The organism is Ruminococcus sp. (assembly GCF_024691275.1).
Taxonomy (GTDB): domain Bacteria; phylum Bacillota; class Clostridia; order Oscillospirales; family Ruminococcaceae; genus Ruminococcus.
In genome coordinates this window covers 1-12,150 of the sequence record NZ_JAILNU010000068.1, presented here as the reverse complement: position 1 = coordinate 12,150, position 12,150 = coordinate 1, and the positions used below count along the sequence as shown (strand labels likewise).

Here is a 12,150-nt window from a genome sequence, read left to right as displayed (position 1 = left end):
GAAAGCTATACCGATACCGTTCGCAGCTCCCGAATTGAATGTAAGAGTTCTTCCGCTCTGCCATGTCGGTGAATTTATCCTTATTCCGTAGCCGCCGTCAGGAAGTGTTTTTTCCTCCTGTTTAAGATAGTTAATACCTCTGTTGCCTACGCCGCCTGCTGCACCTTTTATGCGCCAGTCCAGAAGCGACGTGCCGTCTGAGTAAAATATGACAGGCAGCCTGCTCGTTCGCTCCCGCACCTTTATATTCATATCAGTGTTCAGGCGCTTGCTTGCGAGAAGCTGAGGCATATTGTCGGCAAGTCCCGTTTTGTTAGCTCTCAGTATTTCATAGATCATCGGATCAAGCCTCCTCGGGGGCAGGGTCAGGAGTTGGGTCTGGGTCGGGATCTGGATCAGGGTCTGGGTCGGGAGCTGGTTCCGGAGTTGGATCATACACATCTCCTGTTCCCTGATCTACCCATTTGCCGTCGCTGCCAAGTCCGTAAAAATCACCTGTGCTTATTTCCCATGCAAGCGACCCCTGACTAAGTATCCTTCCGCTTATACCGTCAGCTGTTGGCAGCTCTGTTTTTGTGTCTACAGCAAGCTCGGCAATAACAACCGAATTGCTGTCATCATAGTTCCTGAATTTTTCCTTTAATATGGTAATCATGAATTTTCCTCCTAAAATTTATTGAAAGCGCTTTCATATGCGGTACGTAACAGAGTGAAATTCAAGGTAAATGCCTTGAATTTCAAAGAAGATTTTTTGAGCTTGACAAAATTTCAGCGCAATGCTAAAATTTGATATAAAATATATGTGTAATTTCACAACAAAAATATCAGGAGTTATTATGAGAAATATTATTGAAATTTCAGACCTGTCTGCTCCCGAGCTCGTCCCCTTCACAAATACCTCTGAGCTTACTCTTATGAGCTGCCCCGAATACGAGCACGGGATATTCATTGCCGAAAGTCCCAAAGTCATACGTACCGCTTTAGATTCAGGATATATCCCCATCTCGCTGCTCCTCGAACGTAAATATATAAACGGACAGTGTGCCGATATTATCGAACGCTGCGGAAACATTCCTGTCTATACCGCTTCGTCGCAGACACTCACGGAGCTTACAGGCTTCAAAATGACACAAGGCGCTCTCTGTGCAATGCGCCGCAGGGCTTTGCCCGTACCTGCGAGTATACTCGCAGGTGCCGAGCGGATCGCGGTCCTCGAAGATGTGTTGAACCAGACTAATATCGGCGCGATATTCCGCTCGGCAGCGGCGCTCGGCTTCGATGCAGCCGTCATGACACCGTCTTGCAGCGATCCTCTTTTCCGCCGTTCTATCCGCGTGAGTATGGGAACGGTCTTTCAACTGCCGTGGACGTATTTCAGTTCAGGAGCTCCGAATTACATAAACGAACTGCACGACCTGGGATTTTCCTGCGCTGCAATGGCTCTGCGGAATGATACCGTCGATATCAGGGACCCACGGCTCAGGAGCGAAAAAAAACTCGCAGTCATCTTCGGAACTGAAGGAAACGGCTTGAAGGAGAGCTCTGTCGCTGCCTGTGACTACACTATCAAGATACCTATGATGCATGGAGTTGACTCGCTGAATGTTGCAGCTGCAAGTGCAGTGGCATTCTGGGAATTGAGCAAAAACTTTTAATTTTTACCAAATCAAAGCAGCTATTCGATGAATAAAAAAAATATCGAGATTTCTTATAATATTGGCACAGATTTACGGAGTGTGGATATTTTTGTCCCTATTTTCCGTTTTTTAGGAGGAATCCATATGTTTTTTAAGCGTCTGCCTGCCACAGCTGCTTCTGTTGTCATACTTGGAAGTACGCTGATCTCACTGCTGTGTGCAAACGCAGTCCAGACTGTGGACTTTCAGGAAACCCAACTTTCAGGCGAAGAAGCTCATGAAGAATACCTTTGCCGCGATTTCCACAACCTTCTGGGCGATCAGCACTACATGGAAAAATACAACATAGCTGTATACTATCATTATAACCCGTTTCCCCGAAATAGCAAAGGAACTGTTTGTAACACTTTGGAAGATTAAACATTACCCTCTGACGAATGAGAATTCTCCTTACAGCTGTCCGAGCCTGCGTAGCGGAAAACTAACCGTCGAAAAGAAACAGCCCTGAGAAATGCTCGTATTGCAAATCTCAGGGCTACGCTGTTATTCAGTTCCAATAGGCTAAGGATATTTGATAGCCTTTGACATAAATCGGAATAGAACACTATTCTATCAAATGCCGCCTATCTCTGTTTTTTCTCTTATTGAAGCTGAAACAGGAGTATTATAGGAGGAAAGTGCTTTGTAAGCCATTTCCAGTTGAAACTCGTTCAATTTCACTCTATATTGCTTCGGATCATCATTTTCACTACGCTTTTTAAGTGTGATGATAAGCGTATATGAGAAAACAGAGCCGTTGTAAATTTGATTACCGTAGTATTTGGTTTTAGTAACGTGTTTCTGAACCGCCCCTATTTCGGCATTGTCAATAAAATCAATTCTTTTGCTGTTATAAATCACCGTATAATTTCCGCTGATGTTTATTCCACAGTTGCAGCTCAACTCGCCGTTTCTTTTGTAGGTGAGCATTCTGCCGTTAAGATAGGAACGCTCTATTTCGGGATATTTTTCACCGCATTCCTTTATAAAAGCTCTTACGGGAGTATTCAGATACTTGAACGCGCCCCATCCTCCGAAAAGAAGCCCTGCCACAGCAAGGATAATGTTCGTTTCAAGCAGACCTGTCCTTATCAATATAGCACCGATGAAGAATAATGCTGAGATAACAAGCATGACAATTCCCGATATACTTAGGAAACGGCGTGATAGGTCAGCTTTCATCGAGTCGCCCTTCACTTGAATGAAATCATGTTTGTTTACATATTCTGCATATTTTTGCTGCCATTTTTCGTCTTGATGAAATTCACCATTATCAATATCATTTTTAAACTCCTTATCCTTGCGGTTTGATCTTAGCTCCATGAATACAGCAACTGCCCAAAATATAGCAGAACCGACTGTTAGAGGTATACAGACAATATTAGGCAGTTCATAATAGAACCTTCCAATTATATATACCAGCGGTATACCGATTATGTATGCTATTATACGCCGCTTTAAAGGAAGAAGATCAGGATGAAACATCTTGCGCGGAAAGTCATCGAATTTTCCCATATTATCCCCCTTGTTGACAATTTAATGGTATTTTTATGTTATTATTATACCAAACACTTGCGAAAAATTCAATCAGCTGGAAAGAAAAGCCTTATCCCCGTATCACAGTTCCTCAACGGAACTCTCGAAACACTTGAAACTGCATAAAAAACAGGCTGCAAATACAGCCTGTTTCTTTTTGAGAGCTTCCACGGCATTATTACTCAATATTCTATCATTGCCCGAAATTTCTTGTCCTTACATTCGACTTGAAGCGAAAAGCCGTTTTGCACCGTTGCTGCGGAAGCTATGGCAAGTCCAAGACCACTGCTGCCCTTGTCGCTGCGAGCCTTGTCGCCCTTGACGAACGGCATGAGCAGATCTTTCGTGTCAATGTTTTCCACAACATCATTGACTATGTTGAAACGTTTCTTATCGGCGTTCATATTTATCGTGCCGCCGTCCCTTGTGTACTTCACGGCGTTGGAGATGAGGTTTTCGACCGCCACCGAGAGCAGCTCCTCATCAGCATTCACCACAGCTCCGCCCTCTATCTTCAGATCTATATCTCTTTCTTCAAGAGCTGTACGGTACTTGGCGGAAAGATTCTCCGCAAGCGCCTTTATATCGACTTTCTTCTTGTTCGGTTTCTTTAGCTGCTCCGTCTGACTGAGCTGCAATGTTCTCGCAACGATATTGTCCGTATACGCAACATTGTCCATGATAGAACTGAGATAGTTCAGCTCCTTTTCATCGGCACTTTCCTTGCGCATCTCTATGAGATTTTCCGCATAGCCGCCTATGACTGCAAGGGGAGTTTTAATGTCATGAGCAAGGTTATTTGTAAGCGCACGCTGATAGTCCTCAAAGGCGTACTGTGCTTTGTTTTTGACACTTTTTGCCCAGCAGCGAAGGAATATCAGAAGTGTTACTATAAGGAAGAATAACAACACTATTGTGCAGTAGAGCTTTTTCACCCAATTTACCCATACATTTACCTTTAACTCGACAAAAAGCGTGTATTTTTTACCGTCGATATTTACATGAGAATGTGAGATAAAATCGTTTATTGCATACTCATAATCGCTTTCATAGTTTTTTCCGTAATTACTCATTGTAAGATGTTCTGACAGTGCCTTGTCTATCTTTTCCTGCTCAACGCCCCATATTTCTTCAAAAGTACAACAAGGATATTCTCTTTTGCCTGAATTGAAATTATCAGCAGCAAATTCCATATACTCATATCCGCTGAGATCAGCTCCGTCGGTATTTATTACGATATCCTTTGTTTTTAGGTCATCGGCATTACCCTTTTGCAACTGTATTTTATACGGTATCATTTTGTGCTCTTTAAAATTAAAATAACCACCTGTGATATCAAAACGACTCCACTTGTCTTTTCCTGTATAATATGCTTCGATATGGTCATCTATAAGTTTGTCAAGATCAGGCAGTTTTACTTCCTGTGGATCACAGTAAAACCACTTAGGCTGCGATGGGTCATCATTTGATCTGAAAACGCACCACATTTTTACAGAATTGGATAGCATTATATTACCATTCTCATCTACAACAGCACTGACAACTAAACTATCTCTGTCATTTTTTGCCGAAACATAATCAAAGTATTCAAATTTACTGGATTGGAAATTAAACATATCAACATTAGCCGTCATACCCATTGACATTAAAGCATGATTTTTTGCCCCGCCAAATTTGTCGTTTTCGTCATTGCTGAACTGTATCGTATGTTCAATGTTTTCAATAACATTTTCAAAATGTTCCTCTGCATCGCTGCAAGCCTTGTATTCAATGCTGACATTAAGTAAAGCAGCAAACATAAGCGTCAGAAGTATCGGTATTATCATCGCCTTTGCAAACATTTTTCCTAATGTTGTGCGTTTGCGTTTGTAAAGTCTTTTTTTCATTTTGCTCACTCCTTTGTAAGCTTGTACCCTCGTCCCACAAGCGTTTTTATCTGCCCGCCTGCGCTTCCGAGAGCCTTTCTCAGCTTTTTGATATGATTGTCCACAACGCGGTCGCTGCCGAAGTAGTCGTAGCCCCACACCCTGTCAAGCAGAGTGTCGCGGCTGACCACCCAGTTTTCGTGCTCCAGAAGATAGCGGAGTATTGCGAACTCCTTCGGCGGAAGCTCCACCTCAACGCCGTCCGCAAAGCACCTGAGCGTTCTCGTGTCGAGACTGATACTGCCGCAGATGAGCTGTTTCTCGTCATTTTTGCTTCCTGCACGGCGCACAAGCGCTTCGCACTTGCTGTAAAGCACCGACAGCAGGAAGGGCTTCACGATATAGTCGTCGCAGCCGAGGTCGTAACCGCTGAGAATATCCTCCTCACGTCCGCGAGCCGTTATGAATATTATCGGTATATCGCTGTTCATGCGGAGCTGCCTGCAAAGCGTAAAGCCGTCAGTCCCGGGAAGCATGATGTCCAGAAGCACAAGCTCGTACCCCTCTATCCCCTGCCTTATCATGTCAAATGCTTCGCCGCCGTTGCGGACAGCTTCGACTTCCGTGCCCTTACCGCAAAAATAATTGCGTATGATCTCGCATATCTCGATATCGTCTTCTATAAGCAGTATCTTTTTCATAAGTTTTGCGCTCCCTTATTACTTTAAGCTTATTATAGCCGTGCTATGTATCCTTTTTGTGTCCTTTCGGAGTCTTTTTTCAGTCGTTTTTTCCTTTTTCATTATATATATAAGTCAGACCAATGTCAAATCGGGCAGTAAATTATTTACCTTTTGGCATATAAAGAGCAATTTTCGACCAATGAATACTCATTTGCGGCAATAAATGTCTTGTTTTATTCACGATTATATTATATAATTATGTCAGAAAGCCGAAATAATCACACCTGCCGCAATTCAGCAATCATTACAGGACATATTATTTTTTACAGGTGACACTAACGGCAATAGTGGTGCAGACGCAAAATACAGGTCTTTCTGCGCCATTATGTGAAGGCGCTTAGGCGAACGCTTTCGATTTGATACACACTTGACCCCACCTCTCTGAATAATAGATAAGAAAGCCACCATGACCGAGGTGGTTTTCTTATGCCTCGCTTTGAGATCCCCGATTATTCGGGGATTTCTTCTTTTATCCGCACCTTGCTCCGCAACAATTGACCAAAACGCAATATTTGAGGGGAAGCTCTAACAGCTCCTGCGCAATTTTGGGCAGTACAATATTGCCGCTCATATGCACAGTATCATATGTGTAGCGCATTTATGATCTGCACCCCGAAAGCACTTATTCTCCTAAACATAGGTAAATTATATGCGTTAGCATATATTAACACGCAACAGGCTATATCACGCCTTTTGTCTTGTCGTTTCTTGTTGCTCTTGTGCAACACTTCCCGCGGTAAGTTGATTTTTATTCTGCCTTTGTGTTATAATTCCTATTGTATTAATAATGAAAACAATGGAATCAATAAAAGGGAGGAGCTAAAAATGCTCGAACTGAAAAATATTTCCTTCCACGCCGAAAACGACGGCAAGGAAGTCGGCATTATCCGCGATATAAGCCTCAATGTCGAGGACAATAAATTCGTTGTCATAACAGGTCCTAACGGCGGCGGCAAATCTACACTTGCCAAGGTAGTGGCAGGTATCATCAAAAACACCGCAGGTCAGATCATTTTCGACGGCGTTGATATAACAGAAAAGTCTATAACAGAACGTGCCCGCATGGGTATCGGCTTCGCTTTCCAGCAGCCTGTACGCTTCAAAGGCATGACCGTTATAGACCTGCTCCGTATCGCAGCAGGAAAGAACCTGTCAGTATCCGATGCCTGCGAGTATCTCTCTGAGGTGGGTCTCTGCGCAAAGGACTACATCGACCGCGAGATAAACGCTTCACTCTCAGGCGGCGAGTTAAAGCGCATCGAGATCGCTTCTGTTCTCGCCCGCGACGTCAAGCTCGCACTTTTTGATGAGCCCGAGGCAGGCATAGACCTCTGGAGCTTCAACAACCTCATTCGCATTTTCGAGAATATGCGCAAGGACCGCCACGGCAGATCTATCATAGTTATCTCTCACCAGGAGCGTATCCTCAATATTGCCGACGAGATCGTTGTCATCGCTGACGGAAAGATCGTCAAGCAGGGCAGCAAGGATATTATTCTCCCTGAGATCACAGGTACGGAAAACGCTACCAATATCTGCCATAAAATGGCGTAAGGAGGCACACTAATGGTTCAGATGGACGCAGTACAGAAAAGACTTTTTCAGGAGGTCGCTGATCTCCACGATATTCCAGAGGGAGCATATAATCTACGCGCAAACGGTCAGGCTATAAGCAGAAATACTACCGCAAACATCGACATACAGTCAAAGACCGATGTCAGCGGTATCGACATTCGCATAAAGGACGGCACAAAGAACGAAAGTGTGCATATCCCCGTTGTCCTCAGCCAGAGCGGCATCAAGGAGAACGTTTACAACGACTTCTATATCGGTGAGAACTGCGACGTGCTCATCGTTGCAGGCTGCGGAATTGAAAACTGCGGCTCTCAGGACTCCGAGCACGACGGTATCCACCGCTTCTATATCGGTAAGAACTCACGAATCAAATACGTGGAGAAGCACTACGGCTCAGGCGATGGCACGGGCAAGCGTATCCTCAATCCTGTGACAGAAGTGTATATGGAGGAAGGAAGCACCATGGAAATGGAAATGGTGCAGATAAAAGGCGTTGACTCCACCGAGAGAACTACCGTTGCCGAACTCAAGGCAGACGCAAAGCTCGTTGTACATGAGAGACTTATGACCCACGGCAGTCAGTACGCAGGAAGCATCTACAAGGTAAGTCTCATCGGCGACGGTTCAAGCGCAGACGTTGTTTCGCGTTCGGTTGCCCGTGATGACTCATACCAGAAGCTCGACCTCTGCATCGTCGGAAGTGCTGCTTGCAGCGGTCATACAGAGTGCGATTCTATCATCATGGATAACGGTCGTATCCTCGCTGTTCCGTCCCTTGAAGCAAACAATATCGACGCTGCTCTCGTTCACGAAGCAGCTATCGGCAAGATCGCAGGCGAACAGCTTATCAAGCTCATGACGCTCGGTCTCACTGAGGCTGAGGCTGAGGAGCAGATAATCAACGGCTTCCTGAAATAAACAATAATATTACAGATATAATCATCCCCTCGCTTACGGTGAGGGGATGATCTATTATTTTATATCAAGCTGAGTGCTTATCATCTTTTCAAGGGCGATTGCAAAATCCTTGTCCTGCTGAGCAGTTCGCTTTGGCAGTCCCTTTGTACGTCCGCCGCTGCGGCGTATCCTGGCTGAAACTGCTCGGAATTCCAGCAGTCCCGATATATTCTCGTCAGTATATCGCCTGCCGTCCTGATTAAGAACTTCCGCACGTTTACTCAGACACATGGCAGCAAGTCCATAGTCCTGAGTTACGGCGATATCGCCTGCGCTCACAAGATTCACAAGGCGGAAATCCGCACTGTCCGCCCCTTTGTCAACGATTATGGTCTCCGCTCTGTCACGCTGTATAGAGTGCGCAGTATCACATATTATCATGCAGCCTATACCGTACCTCTTAGCTGTACAAACTGCTATATCGACTACAGGACAGCCATCTGCATCTATAAAAATCTTCATTACTCCCTTATAAACTCCTTATCCGTATCAGGAACGCCGCTATCATCGGAAATGTACCTTTCCACACGCATATGCAGATCGTATTTTTCACGAAGCTCTGCTATAACGTTCATCATCGGAGAGGCGTGATGACAGTCTATTGCAGACTGGTCTGTCCAGCTGTCGATAAGTAGAACAGTCTCGCTGTCATTCATAGGCTGGAAATACTCATACCGCAGATTTCCGCTTACTTTGCGAATAAGCTCCGCCGTGCCGCTTTTCTCCATTTCCTCCGCAAATTTTCTTGCATTTCCGTTAGTTCCCGTATAATAAATATTCACAGTAATACTCATACCGCACCTCCGACGTTTTTCTTAATTATAACATACATTACCTTTATTTACAATCCTCGCTCTGATAATATGACCGTCAAAGTACGGAAGAGGTAATAAATAATTTTGTTTTAACGTTTCAAAATCACTCCGATTAGCGATTTGATTATTAGAAGCGGCATTGCATACATTCCATGCCCCACAGATATCTGAAAAAGTATGTTGACTTATTCTCTGACATTGATACTAAGAAAGGAAACTTACATGAAAAAAAACATCTTACGCACATTAGCATTTATCTCATCAGCCTGCCTTGCTCTCTGTTCTTGCTCAGAAGCAAAAAAAGGTTCATCTGTATCGTCTGACTCGGCTGCACAGAAAAACGAGAACACTGCTCAGTCTTTAGCGGATTTTCCAGAGAACTCATATAAGCTGCAAAGTCTCGGCACTATCAGTAGCATAAATCATCTGTTTGACATAATCAAGGCTTCTGACGAAGGATATTACGCAACAGGCTGCGATGAAAAAAATTCAGTGTTTATGTATAAGGTAAGTCCCGACTTCAGCGATTTCCGGAAGCTGGAGTTCGAGATCCCGGAAGAAGTCAAAAACGCCGATGAAAATCACAGCGAGATAATATTCAACAAGAACGGTGATGCGGCTATATTCTATACCATCATCGACAACGGCGGACAAACTATGCCCGAGTTTTACGACGAGAACTTTGATTTTGATGCTTTCTACGAAAATCAGAAGATCTCCTATGCATTATGCTTCTATAATGCAGACAGAACCATTAAAAAGTTTATCGACCTGAGAGATGCGGAAGGATTTTCAGATCCTGAACAGCATATCTATCCCATCAGTTCTTTTCTTGCGGACAGCGATACCCTCATAACAACACTCACTGATTCGACTTCATACATATTCAGAAGCGACGGAAGCTATGAGTTGCTTAATATCGACTCCGAAGGCTCTGATGAATATAATCAAAACGGTATCATCTTACTCAGAGGCTCGGACAACGCTCCTTATGCTTTGCTTGCTCACAATATGTACAGCAACTCAGATGAAAAAAACAAGATATACAGTCTGGATATCGAAAACAAGACCCTCGGTAAGGAAGTATACACCGATAATATAAGTTCACATATGCTGAATACATCATACAATTACCAGACAGGTTACGGCGACTACCTGTTTATTGGCGTAAGCGACGATGATGTTATAGGAGTAAGAGCTGACGGAACTACCGAGCCTATATTCAAATGGGTCGAAGCCGATACCACAAAAATGTCTCTCGTTCCTGCGGAAAACGGCGAGTTCTTCTGCTGGGTGAACAACTATTATGATGATAAGGAAAATACTGATATTTACAAGCTCGTACACCGTACAACCGACGATCTTCAAAACTGCCGCTTAGTCACTATTGCGGCTTTCGGTTCAAGTCCGCTGAATTACTATATCGGCAAATTCAACCGTGAACAGGACAAATACAGGGTGCAGGTCGTAGACTACAGCGAGCCGCTTACCGAGGAAGAACAGAACGATAAGTCCCTTGAGGCTGTTGCACAAAGGCTCGACGATGAGTACAATAAGCTCAAGCTCGATATAATCTCGGGCAATGCTCCTGATATGTTCATGCTCAGCCACAGCGATGCAGAGCTTCTCGGCAAAAAGGGCGTTCTCCTCGACCTCTATACCCTTATGGATAAGGATAAAGAGATAAACCGCAGCACTGTTATGCCGAATATTCTCAGAGCTCTCGAAAACAGCAGCGGAAAGCTCTGCTCTATTGTGCCAAATTTCACTGTATCCACCTATGCTGCAAAGGAAAAACTCGTTGACCATGAGAACTGGACTTTGCAGGAAATGATCGACCTCTTTGACACAAAAAACGCTGAACACAGCTACGATACCCTGTCAAAGCAGGAAATGTTCGACATCATGCTGAACGCTGACAGCAAGCTCGTCGATATAGAAAAATCCAAATGTCATTTCAACACGCCCGAATTCGTTGAACTGCTCAAATTCTGCAACAGATTCGTTGATGAGGTGGAATACGCAGACAAATCAAATATGAACGCATTCAACGAATACTGGCAGGATCGTTCAAAATGGCTCGCAGATGAAAAAGTCCTTATCGCACCTGTACATCTTTCGTGTATGTGCGACCTTGTATATGAAAAATATGACTTTGGCGGCGATGATATCAAACTTGTGGGCTTTCCTACAACAAACGGCAAGGGTGGAAAACTCGAACTTAATTATGAGTTCTCAATAAGCGCAGATTCCGACGCTAAAGAAGGCGCATGGGAGTTCATCAAGATGATAATGAAGGAAAGTACTCTCGATGAGACATACGACCCCAGCGGAAAGGGCGATCTCATGGGAGGCTACTCGGTCATAAATGAGATCTTTGACAAACAGCTCAGCACAATGTCATCTGTCAAGCGTATGGACGAAAACGGAAATATGATAGAAGAAACAAGCTTTGAATCTCAGGGAAGGATACTCCATGTCCTTACAAATTCGGAATTAGCAGACCTGAAACGTTATATTTTGAGCTGCGATACTATCTCGGACACTTTGGATGCAGACGCTTTTTCAGTGTGCCGCGAAGAATCAGAAGCTTACTTCCACGGTGAAAAATCCGCAGAAGAAGCTGCTGAAATGATGCAGAACCGCATATCAATCTTAGTCAGCGAAAAGAGCTGATAATTACTCTATATACAAAAAAGTCAACTCATAAGCGGAGTACTCATATAGAAACTTTACACGAAATTATCGGGGGAAACCTTTCTGAGGAAAGGTTCCTCTGACAGAGGCGTTCCCCTCTGTCACTGCGTGACATCTCCCCGCACTGCGGGGAGTCACCCCCGTCCCCCTTTCCAAAGACTTTTAGCTGATTTTTTCTATGATAAAGCCCCTTTGTAATTAATACAAAGGGGCAGTTTGTTAATGGGCTTTATCATAGAAAAAATGAAATAACGGTCTTGAAGGAATACAGAGAAAATCTTCTTCA

Annotated in this window: 12 protein-coding genes; 5 read left to right on the top strand and 7 right to left on the bottom strand. The window is 44.0% G+C overall.

Translation table 11 applies throughout. The features are described 5' to 3' along the window. Both K6G33_RS08215 and K6G33_RS08210 read right to left on the bottom strand, forming a co-directional pair. A partial coding sequence (locus K6G33_RS08215; RefSeq protein WP_296778191.1) for a hypothetical protein occupies nt 1–339 on the bottom strand: 339 nt, incomplete at its 3' end. A gap of 4 nt (nt 340–343) precedes the next feature. Continuing rightward, nucleotides 344–655: a hypothetical protein gene (locus tag K6G33_RS08210; protein WP_296778189.1), complete on the bottom strand. Its 312-nt coding sequence runs from the start codon at nt 653–655 to the stop codon at nt 344–346. Nucleotides 656–836: 181 nt separating this feature from the next. On the opposite strand from K6G33_RS08210, the gene K6G33_RS08205 reads away from it, so the two are divergent. After that, nucleotides 837–1,655 carry an RNA methyltransferase gene (locus tag K6G33_RS08205; protein ID WP_296778187.1) on the top strand — a complete coding sequence of 273 codons (819 nt, stop codon included), beginning with the start codon at nt 837–839 and terminating at the stop codon, nt 1,653–1,655. A gap of 126 nt (nt 1,656–1,781) precedes the next feature. Further along, on the top strand, nt 1,782–2,057 hold the full coding sequence (locus K6G33_RS08200; protein WP_296778184.1) for a hypothetical protein: 276 nt from the start codon (nt 1,782–1,784) through the stop codon (nt 2,055–2,057). Between the two features lie 192 nt (nt 2,058–2,249). On the opposite strand, the gene K6G33_RS08195 is transcribed toward K6G33_RS08200, so the two are convergent. The 3 genes from K6G33_RS08195 to K6G33_RS08185 form a co-directional block, all read right to left on the bottom strand. Continuing rightward, nucleotides 2,250–3,191: a hypothetical protein gene (locus K6G33_RS08195; RefSeq protein ID WP_296778182.1), complete on the bottom strand. Its 942-nt coding sequence runs from the start codon at nt 3,189–3,191 to the stop codon at nt 2,250–2,252. Between the two features lie 203 nt (nt 3,192–3,394). Then, nucleotides 3,395–5,098, bottom strand: a complete 1,704-nt coding sequence (locus K6G33_RS08190; RefSeq protein ID WP_296778179.1) for a cell wall metabolism sensor histidine kinase WalK — start codon at nt 5,096–5,098, stop codon at nt 3,395–3,397. 5 nt (nt 5,099–5,103) lie between these two features. Beyond that, nucleotides 5,104–5,778, bottom strand: a complete 675-nt coding sequence (locus K6G33_RS08185; protein ID WP_296778176.1) for a response regulator transcription factor — start codon at nt 5,776–5,778, stop codon at nt 5,104–5,106. Between the two features lie 867 nt (nt 5,779–6,645). Here K6G33_RS08185 and K6G33_RS08180 point away from each other — a divergent pair. Together K6G33_RS08180 and K6G33_RS08175 are read left to right on the top strand one after the other, a co-directional pair. Further along, nucleotides 6,646–7,374, top strand: a complete 729-nt coding sequence (locus K6G33_RS08180) for an ABC transporter ATP-binding protein (RefSeq protein WP_296778175.1) — start codon at nt 6,646–6,648, stop codon at nt 7,372–7,374. Nucleotides 7,375–7,386: 12 nt separating this feature from the next. Further along, the gene (locus K6G33_RS08175) at nt 7,387–8,313 is read left to right on the top strand and encodes a SufD family Fe-S cluster assembly protein (protein ID WP_296778172.1); all 927 of its coding nucleotides are present in this window, start codon (nt 7,387–7,389) and stop codon (nt 8,311–8,313) included. Nucleotides 8,314–8,367: 54 nt separating this feature from the next. Here K6G33_RS08175 and K6G33_RS08170 read toward each other — a convergent pair whose 3' ends face one another. Together K6G33_RS08170 and K6G33_RS08165 are read right to left on the bottom strand one after the other, a co-directional pair. Beyond that, the gene (locus K6G33_RS08170) at nt 8,368–8,814 is read right to left on the bottom strand and encodes a YaiI/YqxD family protein (RefSeq protein ID WP_296778170.1); all 447 of its coding nucleotides are present in this window, start codon (nt 8,812–8,814) and stop codon (nt 8,368–8,370) included. After that, nucleotides 8,814–9,146: an antibiotic biosynthesis monooxygenase family protein gene (locus tag K6G33_RS08165; protein ID WP_296778168.1), complete on the bottom strand. Its 333-nt coding sequence runs from the start codon at nt 9,144–9,146 to the stop codon at nt 8,814–8,816. Before K6G33_RS08165 ends, K6G33_RS08170 begins: the two co-directional genes overlap by 1 nt. Before the next feature lie 243 nt (nt 9,147–9,389). On the opposite strand from K6G33_RS08165, the gene K6G33_RS08160 reads away from it, so the two are divergent. Beyond that, on the top strand, nt 9,390–11,843 hold the full coding sequence (locus K6G33_RS08160; protein ID WP_296778165.1) for an extracellular solute-binding protein: 2,454 nt from the start codon (nt 9,390–9,392) through the stop codon (nt 11,841–11,843). Nucleotides 11,844–12,150: the final 307 nt, after the last annotated feature.

Bases quoted from the DNA above. Each gene is read 5' to 3' on its own strand.
- K6G33_RS08200 (WP_296778184.1), top strand. From the start codon at position 1,782: ATGTTTTTTAAGCGTCTGCCTGCCACAGCTGCTTCTGTTGTCATACTT.
- K6G33_RS08175 (WP_296778172.1), top strand. From the start codon at position 7,387: ATGGTTCAGATGGACGCAGTACAGAAAAGACTTTTTCAGGAGGTCGCT.
- K6G33_RS08210 (WP_296778189.1), bottom strand. From the start codon at position 655: ATGATTACCATATTAAAGGAAAAATTCAGGAACTATGATGACAGCAAT.
- K6G33_RS08170 (WP_296778170.1), bottom strand. From the start codon at position 8,814: ATGAAGATTTTTATAGATGCAGATGGCTGTCCTGTAGTCGATATAGCA.
- K6G33_RS08165 (WP_296778168.1), bottom strand. From the start codon at position 9,146: ATGAGTATTACTGTGAATATTTATTATACGGGAACTAACGGAAATGCA.
- K6G33_RS08205 (WP_296778187.1), top strand. From the start codon at position 837: ATGAGAAATATTATTGAAATTTCAGACCTGTCTGCTCCCGAGCTCGTC.
- K6G33_RS08190 (WP_296778179.1), bottom strand. From the start codon at position 5,098: ATGAAAAAAAGACTTTACAAACGCAAACGCACAACATTAGGAAAAATG.
- K6G33_RS08180 (WP_296778175.1), top strand. From the start codon at position 6,646: ATGCTCGAACTGAAAAATATTTCCTTCCACGCCGAAAACGACGGCAAG.
- K6G33_RS08185 (WP_296778176.1), bottom strand. From the start codon at position 5,778: ATGAAAAAGATACTGCTTATAGAAGACGATATCGAGATATGCGAGATC.
- K6G33_RS08195 (WP_296778182.1), bottom strand. From the start codon at position 3,191: ATGGGAAAATTCGATGACTTTCCGCGCAAGATGTTTCATCCTGATCTT.
- K6G33_RS08160 (WP_296778165.1), top strand. From the start codon at position 9,390: ATGAAAAAAAACATCTTACGCACATTAGCATTTATCTCATCAGCCTGC.